Annotated in this window: 25 protein-coding genes; 23 read left to right on the top strand and 2 right to left on the bottom strand. The window is 52.0% G+C overall.

Translation table 11 applies throughout. From position 1 onward, the window contains the following. Window position 1: 1 nt before the first annotated feature. The 17 genes from MKY63_RS00855 to MKY63_RS00775 all read left to right on the top strand — a co-directional run bounded on the left by MKY63_RS00855 (window position 2) and on the right by MKY63_RS00775 (window position 10,518). The gene (locus MKY63_RS00855; protein WP_339811195.1) at window positions 2-265 is read left to right on the top strand and encodes a hypothetical protein; all 264 of its coding nucleotides are present in this window, start codon (window positions 2-4) and stop codon (window positions 263-265) included. Then, window positions 265-555, top strand: coding sequence for a hypothetical protein (locus tag MKY63_RS00850; protein WP_339811193.1), 291 nt, complete (start codon window positions 265-267; stop codon window positions 553-555). Before MKY63_RS00855 ends, MKY63_RS00850 begins: the two co-directional genes overlap by 1 nt. A gap of 519 nt (window positions 556-1,074) precedes the next feature. Then, window positions 1,075-1,263 carry a hypothetical protein gene (locus MKY63_RS00845; protein ID WP_094878033.1) on the top strand — a complete coding sequence of 63 codons (189 nt, stop codon included), beginning with the start codon at window positions 1,075-1,077 and terminating at the stop codon, window positions 1,261-1,263. 346 nt (window positions 1,264-1,609) lie between these two features. Next, a complete protein-coding gene (locus MKY63_RS00840) occupies window positions 1,610-2,539 on the top strand; it encodes a hypothetical protein (protein ID WP_339811188.1) in 930 nt (309 codons plus the stop codon). Then, a complete protein-coding gene (locus tag MKY63_RS00835; RefSeq protein WP_339811185.1) occupies window positions 2,539-2,862 on the top strand; it encodes a hypothetical protein in 324 nt (107 codons plus the stop codon). Before MKY63_RS00840 ends, MKY63_RS00835 begins: the two co-directional genes overlap by 1 nt. After that, window positions 2,859-3,008, top strand: a complete 150-nt coding sequence (locus MKY63_RS00830) for a hypothetical protein (protein WP_339811182.1) — start codon at window positions 2,859-2,861, stop codon at window positions 3,006-3,008. Before MKY63_RS00835 ends, MKY63_RS00830 begins: the two co-directional genes overlap by 4 nt. Next, window positions 3,005-3,427 (top strand): hypothetical protein, encoded by a 423-nt coding sequence (locus MKY63_RS00825; protein ID WP_339811180.1) that lies wholly within the window; start codon window positions 3,005-3,007, stop codon window positions 3,425-3,427. Before MKY63_RS00830 ends, MKY63_RS00825 begins: the two co-directional genes overlap by 4 nt. Window positions 3,428-3,546: 119 nt before the next feature. Beyond that, entirely contained in the window at window positions 3,547-3,888 is a 342-nt protein-coding gene (locus tag MKY63_RS00820) for a nucleoside triphosphate pyrophosphohydrolase family protein (RefSeq protein WP_339813412.1), read from the top strand. Continuing rightward, entirely contained in the window at window positions 3,885-4,133 is a 249-nt protein-coding gene (locus tag MKY63_RS00815) for a hypothetical protein (RefSeq protein WP_339811178.1), read from the top strand. The genes MKY63_RS00820 and MKY63_RS00815 overlap by 4 nt, the downstream gene beginning before the upstream one ends. A 105-nt stretch (window positions 4,134-4,238) precedes the next feature. Beyond that, window positions 4,239-4,505: a hypothetical protein gene (locus MKY63_RS00810; protein WP_339811176.1), complete on the top strand. Its 267-nt coding sequence runs from the start codon at window positions 4,239-4,241 to the stop codon at window positions 4,503-4,505. A 111-nt stretch (window positions 4,506-4,616) separates the two neighbouring features. Next, window positions 4,617-6,074 carry a hypothetical protein gene (locus MKY63_RS00805; protein WP_339811174.1) on the top strand — a complete coding sequence of 486 codons (1,458 nt, stop codon included), beginning with the start codon at window positions 4,617-4,619 and terminating at the stop codon, window positions 6,072-6,074. A 1-nt stretch (window position 6,075) separates the two neighbouring features. Beyond that, the gene (locus tag MKY63_RS00800; RefSeq protein WP_339811172.1) at window positions 6,076-6,273 is read left to right on the top strand and encodes a hypothetical protein; all 198 of its coding nucleotides are present in this window, start codon (window positions 6,076-6,078) and stop codon (window positions 6,271-6,273) included. Continuing rightward, window positions 6,270-6,836 carry an adenylate kinase gene (locus MKY63_RS00795; protein WP_339811169.1) on the top strand — a complete coding sequence of 189 codons (567 nt, stop codon included), beginning with the start codon at window positions 6,270-6,272 and terminating at the stop codon, window positions 6,834-6,836. Before MKY63_RS00800 ends, MKY63_RS00795 begins: the two co-directional genes overlap by 4 nt. A 460-nt stretch (window positions 6,837-7,296) precedes the next feature. After that, window positions 7,297-8,172 carry a zinc-ribbon domain-containing protein gene (locus MKY63_RS00790; protein ID WP_339811167.1) on the top strand — a complete coding sequence of 292 codons (876 nt, stop codon included), beginning with the start codon at window positions 7,297-7,299 and terminating at the stop codon, window positions 8,170-8,172. Further along, window positions 8,172-8,579 (top strand): DUF134 domain-containing protein, encoded by a 408-nt coding sequence (locus tag MKY63_RS00785; RefSeq protein WP_339811165.1) that lies wholly within the window; start codon window positions 8,172-8,174, stop codon window positions 8,577-8,579. Before MKY63_RS00790 ends, MKY63_RS00785 begins: the two co-directional genes overlap by 1 nt. A 3-nt stretch (window positions 8,580-8,582) precedes the next feature. After that, window positions 8,583-9,788, top strand: coding sequence for a site-specific DNA-methyltransferase (locus MKY63_RS00780; RefSeq protein WP_339811162.1), 1,206 nt, complete (start codon window positions 8,583-8,585; stop codon window positions 9,786-9,788). Continuing rightward, on the top strand, window positions 9,760-10,518 hold the full coding sequence (locus tag MKY63_RS00775; protein ID WP_339811159.1) for a hypothetical protein: 759 nt from the start codon (window positions 9,760-9,762) through the stop codon (window positions 10,516-10,518). The genes MKY63_RS00780 and MKY63_RS00775 overlap by 29 nt, the downstream gene beginning before the upstream one ends. Here the strand turns inward: MKY63_RS00775 and MKY63_RS00770 are convergent. After that, window positions 10,515-10,730, bottom strand: a complete 216-nt coding sequence (locus MKY63_RS00770) for a helix-turn-helix transcriptional regulator (RefSeq protein WP_339811156.1) — start codon at window positions 10,728-10,730, stop codon at window positions 10,515-10,517. The genes MKY63_RS00775 and MKY63_RS00770 overlap by 4 nt on opposite strands. Before the next feature lie 515 nt (window positions 10,731-11,245). Further along, complete coding sequence (locus tag MKY63_RS00765; protein ID WP_339811154.1) at window positions 11,246-11,440, bottom strand: hypothetical protein; 195 nt, start codon at window positions 11,438-11,440, stop codon at window positions 11,246-11,248. A 201-nt stretch (window positions 11,441-11,641) separates the two neighbouring features. On the opposite strand from MKY63_RS00765, the gene MKY63_RS00760 reads away from it, so the two are divergent. The 6 genes from MKY63_RS00760 to MKY63_RS00735 all read left to right on the top strand — a co-directional run bounded on the left by MKY63_RS00760 (window position 11,642) and on the right by MKY63_RS00735 (window position 15,541). Further along, window positions 11,642-11,992, top strand: a complete 351-nt coding sequence (locus tag MKY63_RS00760) for a hypothetical protein (protein ID WP_339811152.1) — start codon at window positions 11,642-11,644, stop codon at window positions 11,990-11,992. Next, window positions 11,989-12,234, top strand: a complete 246-nt coding sequence (locus MKY63_RS00755; RefSeq protein ID WP_339811149.1) for a hypothetical protein — start codon at window positions 11,989-11,991, stop codon at window positions 12,232-12,234. The genes MKY63_RS00760 and MKY63_RS00755 overlap by 4 nt, the downstream gene beginning before the upstream one ends. After that, window positions 12,221-13,045 carry a hypothetical protein gene (locus tag MKY63_RS00750; RefSeq protein WP_339811147.1) on the top strand — a complete coding sequence of 275 codons (825 nt, stop codon included), beginning with the start codon at window positions 12,221-12,223 and terminating at the stop codon, window positions 13,043-13,045. The genes MKY63_RS00755 and MKY63_RS00750 overlap by 14 nt, the downstream gene beginning before the upstream one ends. A gap of 425 nt (window positions 13,046-13,470) precedes the next feature. Further along, on the top strand, window positions 13,471-13,701 hold the full coding sequence (locus MKY63_RS00745) for a hypothetical protein (RefSeq protein ID WP_339811144.1): 231 nt from the start codon (window positions 13,471-13,473) through the stop codon (window positions 13,699-13,701). A 179-nt stretch (window positions 13,702-13,880) separates the two neighbouring features. Then, window positions 13,881-14,237 carry a phBC6A51 family helix-turn-helix protein gene (locus MKY63_RS00740; RefSeq protein WP_339811141.1) on the top strand — a complete coding sequence of 119 codons (357 nt, stop codon included), beginning with the start codon at window positions 13,881-13,883 and terminating at the stop codon, window positions 14,235-14,237. 518 nt (window positions 14,238-14,755) lie between these two features. Beyond that, on the top strand, window positions 14,756-15,541 hold the full coding sequence (locus MKY63_RS00735; protein WP_339811138.1) for a hypothetical protein: 786 nt from the start codon (window positions 14,756-14,758) through the stop codon (window positions 15,539-15,541). The last annotated feature ends 153 nt before the right edge of the window (window positions 15,542-15,694 follow it).

Raw genomic sequence — 15,694 nt, 5'->3', positions numbered from 1 at the left:
TTTGCAGACACCGCAATCATACGTAATCGAATCCATACGCAATCTCGACGGAAGTGCGCACGAACGCGGGACCCGACGCAAAGGCCAGCGCGTAGAGATCTTACGCTGCGGGGTCGGCGCGCCTATGCTCGTATGTTACCGCGATGATGGTAATAAGATCCTGCGGACGTCTGCGGTGGAGAACGTTCTATACACGGATGGCGCCGGTGAAGTCGTAGTTTATACGAAAAATAGCGAGTACACATTCGTAAAGGAGGCGGCGTAATGAGCGAAGCAGTCGTGCGTGAGTTTATCGTTTTCGGGGCGCTAGGTCTTCTATCGGAACATCTTAAGCGAGTGTCGGGCGGTGAGGTAATCGCAGATATTCCCCGAGAAGCAAATGCGGTGTTCGACGGATTGCGCGACATTGGCTTCGCTGTGAAATGGTCGGAGTTTGCGCCGATTTTATCCGATATGCTGGCGGATTCTTGCGTCAATGTGCGCGAACTGATAGAAGCGGAAGGAGGCGGTAGCGATCGTAGCAAAGACGAAGACGACGCAGAGCAAGCCGCCTAACTTCCGTGTTCTTGGACTCGACTTATCGCTAAGTCCCGGAATCGCTGCGGTAGAAGTCCGGGGACGCACGCCTTATCTTATCGCATGTGATTCCGTAGCGACTTCGACCGCCGATACGGACGCCGTACGCAACTATACGGTCGAAACGTTTGTCGGTCACTTCGTTCGGGAGCATCGCCCGTTCGATATCGTTGTCCGCGAAGACTTTACGTCCGGACGGAATAAGCGCGCGACTCAGACGATATTTAGCGCATGGGCAGCGGCGGACAAAGCGCTCGCGGCGTACGGCTATTATGCGGAGGATTTGAAGCCAGCGCTCGCCCCGACGTCAGTTAAGAAATACGTAACCGGCAACGGGAAAGCGGAGAAAGACGCAGTAGCGCAAGGCGTGCGGAGATATTTACGATTAGATCCCGCGTTTAAATTTCGGACGGGCTACGATGATAGCGACGCATGTGCGGTTTGCCTAGCGTACTTATTACGCGAAAATCTAATCGATGAAATCGGAGGGGTTGCGGCATGAGGGAATACGTAGGTTATTCACACGTTTCGGATTATACTCCAGAGTTTGCAGAAAAAGCCAACACATCGATAAGGCACTGGGCCGATCTGGGATATGACGTAGAGATACATTACGCACAGTCGACGGAACCTTGCGGACGCGTATTATTCTCCGTCATGGTTACAGCATGGACCGCGCAAACATGACGCGCGAACCTGACCGCCTAACCACGCAACTTGAACGCGCCCAGCTCGTTGAGATCGCGGAACTCGAACGTGCGGTCGAAGTGTTTAGCGGACTGGCGGCGAAGTATGAACGGAAACTGGCGGAGGCTCAGCGCCGCCTTAAACGGAGTGTTAGCGATTAATTTCGCCGACTCTCCGTTTTTTTTCATTAAAAGTGTGCGAAGTGTGGAGCGGCGGCACCATACGTTATGTAAGGCGCGGACGACGAAAAAAGTTTCCGTAAAAGTGTGCGGGACTTCCGAGCACGTCGGCTTTATCTATGTAAGGCGCAGATGCCGCGCAATATAAACGAGGAGGCGGTTCAGTAATGACAACGCAACAATATCGCGAAGTTAAACGTAAGGCAGCGGTGGGGGAACGAATTAAGGTAGTAAACGCGTGGGCTACTGGCGGTCTCTATGAGAACGGCGATGTGTTTACTGTAACGGAAACACACGCTGAACATGAAGGCGCAGTAATCGGAGTAGCGGAACGCCTAAGCGCGGTGGGCATCGTAGTAGGCGAATACGTAGTCCTCGAACCCGTCACGGAGTCTATCGCACCGTCACCGCTCTCTGCCGATCCCCTTTACGCAGCCTTCCGTCAGTTCGTCGCGGACAACGCCGCCGAGATTCGCGCAATTCTGCCGCAACTTGAAGCGCCGGGTATCAGCGCAGGAGGAATCGTAGACTCACCGTTCACTGTTGCGGACTCCGGCGCAGTTATCGCACGCACTCCGAAATTGAACCGCGCACAGGTTATCGCAAAGGCGACCGCTGACGTTGCGGAGTTGAAACGCTTTGGTCTAAGCACGTTCGCGAACCTACCGAAGGAGTCTCCGCTATTCGGAATGTACTACGCAGTCGAGTTCCACGTTAACCGTGATAAACGCGCGGTGACGGCGCTCGTTAAACGCGGAGGTGCGTTGTTCGCTAAGTTCACCGCAAAGTGTTCGCCAGCCGACGTATTCCACGCAGAAATCGGCAAAGCGATCGCGCTACGTAAGGCGCTTGGGCTGACGGTGCCGACCGAATATACGGACGCGCCGCAACCGGATAAACCGCAAGTAGGTGCGGTAGTTCAGCGCAGACAGCATCCGTACGACAACGGAATCCGCAAGCTAACACGTAAGCATGAAACGTCGCCTAACGGGTTTTGGTATGACAACGGTAAATGGGACTACGCTAGCACCTTCGACGTAATCGACGACACCGACGTTGACTATAGCGCTGTGGTTACGGAAGGAGTTGCCGCCTAATGGACGTGCTGAATACGTATGGTGGCGTTGTTGATTACAGCGTCGGCTCGATTGTTTACGGAAGCTTCGTATTCCTAGTATTTGCGGGCATATCCGTAATCGGCTGGCGTATGGGAGAACGCTTGTGGCCTACGATTTTCGCAATCTTATCGCTATTAGGCGCATTGTTAATCGTACTAAGCGTGCTAAAGCCGGACTACATTCCGATCACACACGAAGTCACACTCCGTCCGGGCGGCGTTATCGATGCGCGTAAATACGATATCATCGAACAGCGCGGCGCAATATTCGTAATTGAAGAACGGGAGGTATCTGCGGAATGATGCGGATTATATACGGAATTGCAGCGCTCTGCTGGGCCGTTCTGCTCGTCGGATATTGGGCGGGCTATTACACACCTGACTCCGTTGATATCTCGCTTGGGCTAATCGCAGTAACATTAATACTGGCGAAAGGGGCGGTAGAATGAACGCTAAATTAGCGGCAATGATTGCGGCGCTTGGCTCATACGCAGTAACACTGTCCGACTCCGGATTTGAAATCCCGGAAGTACTGGACGCGGAGATTGACGAGTTGCTCGCGACTGCAGACGAGTTTGCAACGAGCATATCTGACGCTGAATCTGACGCCATTCTCCTCGCTCAGCTAACGGAAATGCTTGACGCGATCAAAGCGGAGCTGTCACCGCCAGAACCGATGATAGCGAAGGAACTATACGTACTGGCTCACATTGATCCTAACGGAATTGTTACGGGATACCCGAAAGGTGGCGGAAGCAGCACGAAGCCTTCGATTAAAGCGCACGATTCGCTATCCTCCGCTAAGAGAAGTCGCGGTCATTGCGGCGGAACAATCATGCGGATAACAGCGATGGAGCCCGTGGAATGATGGCGCAACGAAAAGCGCAGCGCATCATCGACCGCCCGCAAGACGAAATCATGGCGGACAGAAAGCGTAAGCGTACGGAGTTACTCGATAGACTACGGAGGGGTGAGCGGATGGGTGAAATTACATTTACGGAGTATCAAGCGGCGGCCGAACGTACGGCTAACAGCCAAACGGTGAGCACCGACGAACAACGCTTCGCTAACTTCGGAATGGGACTTAGCGGAGAGGCCGGCGAAGTAACGGACTTACTCAAGAAAGTCGTATTTCATGGACACACGCTTGATGCCGCTGAACTCGAAAAGGAACTCGGCGATGTCCTATGGTATGTGGCGGCGCTGGCTAATACGGCCGGATTATCGCTCGCTGGCATCGCGGAGAAGAACGTAGCTAAACTACGCGCTCGTTACCCGGAAGGCTTCGATGTGGTCCGCAGTATTAAACGGGAGGTGACCGCTGAGTGAACAACGATATCTACGTAATCCTTATTGACGGGAAGCCTTATCGGAAGGACAGCGCAATCCGGACGTATAAAACTCGCGGACGAGCGGAGAAAGAGGCACGCGATCTCAGACCGTACCGGTGGTATAGCGATGCTAAAGTCGCGGTCGGCGTATTCACCGCGGAACAACTTACGGAAGTGACCATCGAACCGCCCGTTAATCCGCCGATTCCTTACGCACCATTCACGGAGGTGACCGCTGAGTGAAACGTATTAACTTCGAATTCATCGCGGTATGGTCTGTCGTAATTATCGGATGCTTAGCGTTTTGGTACGGACTATTCGAAATATTAACGTAAAGGAGGCGGATTAATGAGCGAACCGCACGCAGCAACAGTAACCCCGTTCCCATGCGTACAGAACGAAATCGCCGCCGCATTCGACGCATTAGCAGCGCAGGCACGCGCTGGCCTAATAACCGGAGCCATGTTCGCAGTTAGCGGACCTAACGCCGATCCTCACGCAATTATGACGGGATGGCACGGCGTTGATATAGCGGAGCGTTCCGTAATGCTGACGCATATGCAATTCGATTTAATCGCGGGATTTATCGACGAGAATTACGGGGATGAGCAATAAATAGCGCATGTCTTACGGAGTTAACGGGCAAAGCTCCGTCAGCACATGCGCAAGAACCCGCCGCGCCAACGGTGGAGCACATAAATTAAACGATAAGGGAGACGGTTATTAATGGAGAAAACTACGAAGTATTTACGGTGTCACACGGGAAATATCGATATTACGGTAGGGAAGCGCTATGAGGTCGTAGATACTGCGGATTGTCTTGGCAACGAATGTTACGTAATTATTGATGACGCAAGCGACCGCAATCACTGGCCGATCGAAATCGACGCAGAAGGCGAAAGTTATCGCGACTGGTTCACGTTAGAAACGGATGCCGACAGCGCTGGCATTACGCTCCTCCCCGACGAATCGCTCGGCGGTGTCCTACGTGAATATCGCGAGGTTAAGCGGAAGGCGGACGTAGGTGAAACGGTGAAGGTCGTCGCATCGGATAGCGCAGATAACGGAGTTGTCGGTAGTATCGGTGTATGTACACGTAATGACCAGTTTTGCGACGAGTCGATTGATACGACGATGACGCACGATGAGGACGGATTCATTGACGTTGTTCGCGCGGAATACGTTGTCCTCGAACCTACGGAAATCCTCGTAATCAATAACGAGCGCTTCCGCATGGTCGACCGTAAGGCTGTGGTAGGCGATCGCGTAATTATGACAGCGGGTAATTGCGCATTTAGCGTGGGGCAGGTAATCACCGTGCATGGAGATGCGCGGATTAAGGATGGCGGTATCTCATACATCGACGGAGAGTTTGGAACATATCCCGATGGAAAATACGCCTTACTCGAACCGCTAACTTCCGCTGACTCAACGTTATTATCCGCGCTACCCCTCGCCGACCAATACGCGGAGAACATTACGGTGCTCACACGTAAGATTGCGCAATTAGAAAAGCGCAATACCGCGCTTGAGAGCCGCATCCTCGCGCTCGAAACGGACAGCTCGCCGTCTTACGTTAAAGTCGCGTCCGGTCCCGTTGATAACACGCTGCCGACGTTCAGTAAAGCGCCTAAGTCCGCGCAGCAAATCCGCGACGAAATCGTTGAGCGTGCAAAGGCTGACATTAGCAATCCGCACAAATTCGCCGGGACTCCGATTGCGCGCGAAGAATTACGCTTCTGGCCTCGCGGGTCTGGTATCGTGACACATACGGTCGAATATGTCGTGAGTTCGGATAAACGGACGGTAGTAGCGCTCGTTATCGAGACGTACGGTGGGCGTAAGATTGTTGCGCGTGGTATCGCGAAATGTGCGCCAGGCGAAACGTTCAACGCGCATATCGGACGAGCTATCGCGTTATATAGAGCGCTGGGCCTCGAAGTGCCAACGGAGTATCTAACGTGTCCACAGCCGGAGGAAGTGCGCGTCGGTGACGTTGTTCTTTGGACGAATAGTTATGACGCAGCAGATACGCAAGTATTCACGATTGCTTCCGTTCTGTCCGAAGGCTACCGGTTTGTTGGCGGAGAGTGGGACGGATTCGAGACAGTACGCGTTATTGATGACTCACGTGAGGACGATGGCATTTCCGCTGCTTCCTCCGCGCTGAAAGGAGCTGCGTAATATGAAGCGCCCGGTCAACGAAGTAATCGCGATGCTCAATGCGCTACCGCTCGACGCGGAGATCGACGTGCTAAACGTATGGACGAACGGACGTAAAATCCGCCGGCTCTGCGGTCAAGACGAAGATAGCGTATGGCATCCCGCGAATAAGTTCCGCAAGATGACCGCAATATTAATTCCGGAGGTGAGCGCAGAATGACGTTACCTAATATCGGTCTCATCGGCAAGCTCCGTTCAGGAAAGTCCGCTGCTGGCGATTACCTTGCGTCCAAATACGGATATACGCAGTTCGCGTTCGGCGACGAACTCAAACGCTATGCTCACGAATTGTTCGGAGAGCCTGCGCCGGGAACGAAGCCGCGCGAACTGTATCAATGGTTCGGACAGGCGGTGCGGGAACGCGATCCGGACGTATGGGTGCGGAAATGTTTCGAACGAATTACGTGGTTCAATTACGTCTACGCGCTGGCGGTTCCTGCGCGACCCGTAGTCATCACAGATGTCCGTCAGCCTAACGAATTTACCGCGCTCCAATCCGCCGGCTACGTCCTCCTCCGCGTTGAAGCACCGGACGGCATCCGTATCGAACGCGCCGTCAACTCGGGGGACGTCTTCGACTATACGGACCTTGCGCACGGAACGGAAACGGCGCTCGACGGATACGCTGCGGACTTTACCGTTACGAATAACGGGACGCTCGCGGAGTTGTACGCGCAGATTGACGAGATTATGCGCTACTTGGGCGGTGACTGGCCGGAATGAACAACGATGATTACCGCGCAGGCTACGAGGCCGGCTATATGTACGGACGGATTGACGCGATTAAGGCGGTCCCCTACGACGATCGGACTCCGCTGGCGAAACGTGAGAATACGGAGGTGACGGCGGATGGACCTGGACCGCTTCCAGCCGCCGACTGAGCCGCGCGTCTCCGCTAACTGCGCATGGTGTAACGGAGAGATTTACGTAGGCGATGCGGTAACTATATTTGCGGATGGCGAGCGCACACATGACGGAGAATGCGAAGAAGCGCACATGGCGGCGGAACTCGGGCAAGTACGGACGATTGCGGGCTAATATTCGCAAATTTCAACGTTTGAATAATTCATAACAGCGGAGACTCGCGGTTTCGTTCATATAAGACGCGTCCGCGTCTCTAGCGCCAGTCTCCGCAAAATCACGTATAAAGGGGCGGGTGGCTTCGGCAGTTAAAGAGGAATTAGTGGAGATAACCGTGACCTCCAGAAATGTTAAGCACTATGAATCTTATGGGTACGTGGTGCCGAGAAGGCAAACGCGAGATGGCTACAGTTTTGAGATGGGACAAAAGATTCTCGTTATGTCATCCCACCTCACTCCAGGCAGTCACACTAAGGTAGTGAAGGTGTGTGACATCTGCGGTAAGGAGACTCCGAACAGGAACTTCAAGGATGTCCTGCAGTCGCGGAAAGACGGAATTGATAGGTGTAAGATTTGCGGATCGTCCATCAAATCGAGAATGGTTGCAGCAGAAAGGGCTCAAAGAGGAAACAACTTGGAGCGGCTATTCCCCGAACTTGCAAGAGAGTGGGATTTTGAGAGTAACAACGGGCTTGTCCCGTCCCAGATTACTCCGGGAAGCCACTTTAAAGCCTCCTGGATTGGAGCTGAGTGCGGTCATACGTGGGTTTCAAGTGTATACTGCCGCACGGCAGGCACCGGGTGTCCGTTTTGTCGGGTATCAAGAGGAGAGCGTAAGGTTCGCAGGCAGCTAGAGCGGCTTAAGCTTACTTTTGAGGAGCAGAAGTCCTTTGAAGGCCTTACGGGAGTTAAGGGAAACCCTCTTTTATTCGACTTTGCCATTGTTAGGGAGGGTGAGACTGTTTGTCTGATTGAATACGACGGAGAGCAGCATTTCCGCCCAGTGGACTTTGCAGGTCTGAGCAAGGACCTTGCGTCGAGAAGGTTTGTTGCTCTAAAGGAACACGACAGGAGAAAAGACGAGTGGTGTAAAAAGAGGGGAATACCGATAGTCAGAATTAGTTACTGGGGTATGGATTCGATCCCGCTAATCATATACGCAATAGCCATTAATTTAACTAACAAGGAGGCTGCCTAATGGGAGCATCGAAGGTAGATATTGAGAAAGAGAGTCGCGTCTACAAGGTGCGGTATGCTCTGAACGACTCGACGGGTGTAAAAAAGCTTCTCCGTGATCGGCATCACGTAGGCGTTGCGAGATTCTCCGGAAATACTGCAGCTTCCGATATTCTCATTGACATGCATAGTGCGATTAGCAGCGCCGGCCTAACGGATAAGCAGACGGAGGCCATTGCGTGGGTTTATGGCGCTGACCTGACACAAAAGGACGCGGCCGAGATTATGGGGATCGCGCGATCAACGCTGGTTGAATCCGTAGATTCAGCGGCGGAGAAGATCGCGGCCGTTTACCACAAGTGGGATTACGGAGAAATAGACGTAGAGTATCCGCTAGATGACGAAACCACGGAAGAGGAGGCGGCTTAATATATGACGGAAAATAACGCAATTAACGTAGTTTTATGCGGGGATAGCACGGAGGTACTGCGCGGCTATCCTGACGCGTTCTTTGATAGCGTCGTGTGCGATCCGCCATACGGACTATCGAAGGAACCGGACATAGCGGAAGTGCTAACGAAGTGGCTTGCGGGCGAACCGTACGACCACGGACACGGCGGATTCATGGGCAAGGCGTGGGACTCGTTCGTACCGCATCCGGATTTATGGCGCGAGGTGTTCCGCGTATTAAAGCCGGGCGGACATGCGCTAGTATTTGCGGGAACGCGTACGCAGGACTTGATGACGATTGCACTTCGGCTTGGCGGGTTCGAGATACGCGACGTTATCGAGTGGTTATATTTTAGCGGCTTTCCGAAATCTTACGATATATCCAAGGCGTTTGATAAAAGGGCCGGGGCCGAACGCGAGGTGATCGGAGTAAGGTACGACGGCGTTGGTTCAGACAGTGGCGAGGGGCGGTATAACTGGAACAACGGGAGCAGCGCGCAGTCAAACGAGGTCAAAATAACCGCGCCAGCAACAGAACTCGCCCGAAAATGGGACGGATGGGGAACCGCCCTTAAGCCCGCGCACGAACCGATTATCGTCGCCCGAAAGCCGCTTGCCGGAACCGTAGCCGAAACGGTCGAGAGATACGGGACGGGCGCGATTAACATCGACGGCTGCAGAATCGGACGGGCCGACGGAGATCGCACGGAATACGGCGTTACAGGTAATCAGACGGCTACAACGGGAGATAGCGGCATCTTTGGGCATTATGACGCTGTAGCGTACGCGCCTCACGAAGCCGGGCGCTTTCCAGCTAACGCAATCACGACGGACGGCGACGCGTTCTACTCCACGTATTTCAACGTATCGCCCGCCGACCTCTCGAAGAAGGCGTCGAAGCGTGATCGCAATACCTGCGTAGACGGAACAGTCCTCGACGGCCTGAACGTACACCCTACCGTTAAGCCAGTTGAGCTTATGCGCTGGCTGGTTACGCTCGTTACTCCGCCAGGCGGGGCCGTTCTAGATCCATTCGTTGGGAGCGGAACAACGCTAGTAGCTGCGGCACAGGCCGGATTTAACTACGTCGGTATTGATATGTTGCCAGCTCACGTTGACATCGCAAACGCACGTTTAAACCCGGAAGGAGTTGGCGCACTTGACGACGCAGCAAAAAGCGCAGCCTAAGATAGAACAAACGTATATCGAACGTTCGACCGCCGCTATTGAGGCGCTAGAATTCGCACTCCGCACGTTATTTAAAGAGGACGACGCCCCGCCAATTCCTTACGTATACAACGGCGCGACTTACGATATCCGCGATCGTGAAACGCGCATGCTCGTAATCGCTGCGATCCAAGACGCATACTACCGCGACCACGGCGAATTTAACCAATACGCACTCGACGTATGGTACGCAAAAGGATCGCCAGGACAACGTCCAACTCCGGTTCCAGCTAATGCGGCGCTACTCGATCGCTTGACTGACGCCGTATTGTACGAAGAGATCACGGACCCGAATCCGCATAAGGTCGCACATTCAGAATATCCGTTTATGTCCGAACGCCAACTTGATCTCCGCCGAGACCGCGAGACTTCCGATTCTGCGGCGGAAGCCCACGGCGCGGACGGCAAGGAATATCGAGCTCCAACGAAGCGAGCGCGTACGCCTTACGAAAAATTTAGCGTTGATGCTGGCGCTAAGATAAGAAACGCGGCGAGGGCTGCGCGGTATAAACGCGATACTGCGACGGGGGCAGTGGTTCCGTATAACCTTCGTGATACTGGCGGCGAGCTTGCGCCAGAGTTCGTAAACTGCGTCGGAATAGGTGCGCGGTGGTTGGCGGATATGAGCGCAGTAAATGAGATTACCGTAGTAGAGAGTGTAGAAGTATACGAAGAAAGAGCCGCAGCTTAATCGCGCGGCTTTTCTAATTCGAGTATGTCCGTTATCTCAATGTCGAGCACTTCGCATACCTTCGCGAGATTTTCCAACGGAAGCCGCACCGTTTTATTAGCGCACATCTCTCCGATGGATGGATGGCGGATTCCAGTCATACGCGAAAATTCACGTTGGCTGATGCCGCGTTCTTCAAGGATTGCGGCGAGTTTAATCCGGACTGTATTCATAAGCGGCGCCCCCTGCGTTTAGTATAGCGCAACTTCCGGTACGGTAAAAGTAAAAATAACGTATTGACACGTTAAACGGAACAGTGTATATTTACGTTATGGATGGTACGTTAAACGTACCGATAACGGAGGACCCCGCTATGAAAACCGCTGATGACCGCCTCGTTTACTATATACGCAAGCTCGATAAATACGGAGAACGGCTACGCCTTGATCCGGAGTATGACCGTTGGGGCTGGCGACGATATCGCTTGCTATCGTATAGGAATCACGTGTTCAAACTGTGTAACCGCGAGTCTGCGGAGAAAGTTCGGGAGGGGGCGCGTTAACATGGATTATTACGATAACCACAGCGCGCATTTACGTGAGCTGGACGCTAAATACGGATCGGATACGGTTAGCGCGGTTCATGCCCGCATAGTTAGCGCAAAGTTGTGGGAGTCGTGGCATACTGACGCGGAGGTGCTGGCGATAATACGCGAGTTAGACCGCGCGTATCGCGAAATCATATACGTTTAACTCGCGTATTTAAACGTACAGACATCGCGCACATAATACTCGCCGCGCACCTTAACGGAGTCATTCGTAATATCTTCGATTATTCCGCTGCCCATAAGTTCGTTGTCGATGAACACGACGATCGGAATACGCTCAAGCTGCGCGGTATAAAGTTGAACGTTAGAGGTTAGCGGCTTCATAAATCGGCTCATAAGCGTAGTCCTTTCATAGGTTAGTCTGTACACTTTCGACAAAATAGCGTCATTTCCTTCCGAGGAGGTGGCGTTTTTATTTACGCCGATACCCGACATTTTGCGTGATTTCACGGCTATATAGTTGAAGAAAATTTTTATTTTGCTCCCGGAGAAACCCGGGCCTTTTTTGCGTTATAACTCGAATAGGAGGCGTTGTACATGGCCGGAAACATTGGCGAAATGAACGTTAAGGTAAACGTAGTGGATATCGCGGAAACAATCCGCGGATTAAAGGCGATCCAACGTGAAGCGAAGAAAGCTACGCAGGCGTTGCGTGATTTAGAGAGTGCGGAAGCCAGCGGAGTATTTAAAACTGACGATTACCTTACGTGGGAAGGCGCCGAACATCGCGTAATTATTGCGGATGCGGAAACGGCGGTACTAGCGCCAGTCATCGAATATACTGACGAGCTAGGCTACGTTAAGTCTACGAAATATACCGATATGTTCGCGGTCAGTAATCAGCCGGAGTTATATGGTTCGATTGCGGATAAGGTAGTGCGGATATGATGTGTGCGTGTAAATTCTGCGGATCTGCGTTTAAACGTAGTGGGCGCGCATACCTGGCGAATCCCTTTTGCGGAGAACGGCAATGTTACGAAGAGAGACTCGAAGCATCCGGCGCGATTGACCTGCGGGATAACCACCGGATTACGCTATTAGATAACGGATATATGAAAATAGAGCCTATTGATCCTACGAAGCTCTTTAAAGCTACGCGGAAAGAGGTGGCGGACGTTGGCCGAAAATAAAACGCTAATTGACCCGGAAACAGGCGAACTTATATATGCTACGGTACTACACTCGGGCGACCGCGTAACAACGGAGTCACAGCGCGCCGGAGCCGCTGACCATTTCGAGCGTGAGACGTTTAAGGGGCGCAATACAGGCTTTACCTTTACGTCGATGGACGCGATCCATTTCGTAATTGAGCGTTTAACCACCGCGCAATGCGGCTATTTACTCGTTCTACAGTGTTACGTAGATTACGACGGCGGACGCATCATAGGCTCGGATAACAAGGCGCTGACGACTGCGGAAATGATGGACGTACTACAGTTGCGTAGGAAGCGCCAAACGTTCTACGATTTCCTCGGCGCGTGTCTTGACTCCGGAATCATTACGAAGGACGAGCACGATAGCTATTACGTTAATCCGCGTTACCACTTCCGCGGCACTACGCAAAGCCGGATGGTCGTGCGCACATACACGGCGAAGATTAAACGTGCTTACCGCGAAGTGAAGGCGGTCGACCTCGGCTTAATGTACCGGATGCTTCCGTTTGTTCACGTTAAGGAGAACGCGTTATGCGCGAATCCTAACGAACGTGATCCGAAGAAGATACGGTGGTTTAACGTAAAGAGCCTGGCGAGTGCGATCGGAGTGGACGAGAAGACATTATCGCGGAGACTGCCGCAACTTAAGTTCGCGGGGGAGTACGTGATTATGCGTCACTCACTCGGCAGAGAGCGTAAGTTTTCGTTTAATCCTCGTGTGTTCTATCGAGGAAATGCGGCTCCGTCGGACGGTGTGACTGCGTTATTTAACGGGTCGGCCGCATAAAAAGGTGACCTTATTCGTACAAATCGGCGGAAAAGGTGACCTTATTCGTACACCTAAAAACGCCGGGAATCCGCGCCACGTATGGGATCTCGGCGTTTTAGGGGTAAAAAGATATATAGTCTTAGTTACTCCGTAACTTGCGCCTACACTTCGGCCGAAACCGTGCCTTGTGTAACTATTATCTAACTACGCTGGTCTTTAATAAAAGTTTGAGCGCAGTTAAATAACATGTTCCGAAGGCGCGCCAGCGACAAGGTGTGAAGCCTGCTTTTGGCTGAACAAGCACTTAAGCTCAAACCTTTGTCTGATAGATACAAGGTGATTATTCATCGAAGTATCTCATGTAGGCAAGCCCATAGAATAGCGCGGATACTAAAGCGCAGTTAAGCGCTAAGCGAACGCTAAGTGAGCGGAGGGATAGCGTAATGAAAGCGACTATTAACGGTATCATTATCGAAGGAACAGCGCAGGAGATAGCGGATGTTATACGGTTAGTAAACGTAGAGGGCGGCGTTAATAAGAACGTTCCTACTCCGCGCAATAAAGGCGTAGTGATACCGTGGGATACGTATAGACCGGAGATCACTTGCGCAGACGGACGGATAGCACCGTATACAACAACGGTTCCTAGCGCAGGGAAATACGATATGTGGTAACGGATCAAGTAGCGCTGTTCGTACGCTTTGCCCGAGCGTATGAGTAGCGTTGTTTTAGGCGTTATTATAGCGCGGAAGTATAAACGTTAGGGTAGCGTATAGAGGCGCTAATACACGGAGGGGAGGCGAACATTATAGCGAAGCAGCTAACGCAAGAACAGTACGATGCTATAGCGTGGATGGCGCAGCCTAAACGCGGAGGTAAGACGTACGAAGAGATAGCGGAGATCATAGGCGTACACAGATCAACGCTATTCGAGTGGAAGAAGAATCCGGTATTCGAGGCGGAGTTAAAGCGCCAGATGGTGCGGAATAGTCAAGAGAAGCTACCGGAGTTAATCGAGTCACTAGCGGTCATTGCTATGCGTGATGGTAACGCGGCTATGGCGAAGTTAGCGTTACAGATTAACGGACTGCTTACGGATAAGGTCGAAGTGGAAACGAAGGGTAGCGAAGGTGTAGACGTAGAAGCGTTGAGGCAGCGTATTGAGGCGATGAGGATGCGTAAGGACGCGGAGTCGGATACGGAGGAATAACGCGCTATTATATGAAGGAACTCGCGCAGGTGAATGCGACTGATTGCGACTCGGCTCCGTTTTATCTGCACGGGTCGCCTGACGCGTACCCTCCGGAAACTTTCGGACTTCACCGTAGTACAGCGTATTTAACGTTGCATAAGCGTTGTATAAACGGAGGAATGTGCGCTCAATTAACGCTGCATAAACTGGAAACGGAATATTGCGTTAAATGGCGATAAGCCGCGTGGTTACAGCGTTCTTACTACGCGGGTACTGGTAAATGTATATGCAACGTATAATGGCGGATTATGCACGCGGGGAGAATGGCGTAGTGGCGCGGTTTGTTGACTAGTACATCCGCGCAGAATACGTATTTTGTGCACATGTCTTGCATAAACGGTGCATAATTTAATCTATTTATTTACTTCAACGCTTTAGTGCTGTAAAGCCCCAACGCCCCAAAGCAATAAAGTGAATTCTGGTGCTACAGATTTCCGCGTATCAAAAATTAACTTTGACTTTTGGAGGTGCTGCACGTGGCTAACATCAAACGTACGAAGGAGTGTGTATCCTCTGAGCTACTCCGACTGGCTGCGGAGGGGCATCCGATGACGTCAACAAAAGTCCCGTCATACCTCGTGAGGTCTGCGCAAACTTATTTCGGAAGCTGGAAAAATGCGATCTCCGAGCTCGGCATAACGCAGACAAGAGCCGCTTACGTTGAGACCGCAGCAATACGAGGTGCTTACGAGAATCGGCGTATATGGACCGACGATGTGGTTTCGGAAGCTTTACGTATGTCATCAAGCGATGGTATTACGCCTATGGAGTTTCGAAAACGTTTTGATCCGATGGGGGACGCCTTAGACCGAAGATTTGGCGGAGTACTCCAGGCGTGCGACTACTTCGGGATATCTAGGTTACCACGTGATAATACGGACCCTTACAAATTCGCAGGTCACTCGTTTGAGGAAGTGCTAGGCGATATTTTCCATGAAATCGGAGTCCACTACGTCAAGGAACGGCGCGGCGATTGCATACCGGACTTTATCGTAGGGGACTCGTGGTATGACGCGAAACTATCAGAAACAACTATAAACCTATGTAAAACGGTTGAAAAGTACGAGCCAAACTGCGAGTCGCTTACTATAGTGTTTCTGCGGGGCAATAAGAATGCAGATCGTAAATTAACTAATAAGACAAGGATACTCCATATCAGTCATTTCTTAAAGCGTTTGCCTGAAAAAAGACAAGTGCACTATAACAGAAAGTTGGACGACATCCTAAATACATTGAACTGCGAAATATTGAACGTAGCGTAATTTCACCGTTAAATCACCGTCGAATTAGCGCGCCTACCTCTTTCCGAGTATAAGCGGAAGGGTCACGTAGTTCAAGCGCTAATTCAACGGTAATTTACGCCTATACGGAAGGGAGGCGATATCTATCGCATGGATTGACGGCAAATGGAACGG

Source organism: Paenibacillus sp. FSL R7-0189 (genome assembly GCF_037969925.1).
GTDB lineage: Bacteria > Bacillota > Bacilli > Paenibacillales > Paenibacillaceae > Paenibacillus_AQ > Paenibacillus_AQ odorifer.
Note: the sequence above shows the minus strand (reverse complement) of the source record. Positions and strands in the feature narration are given on the sequence as shown.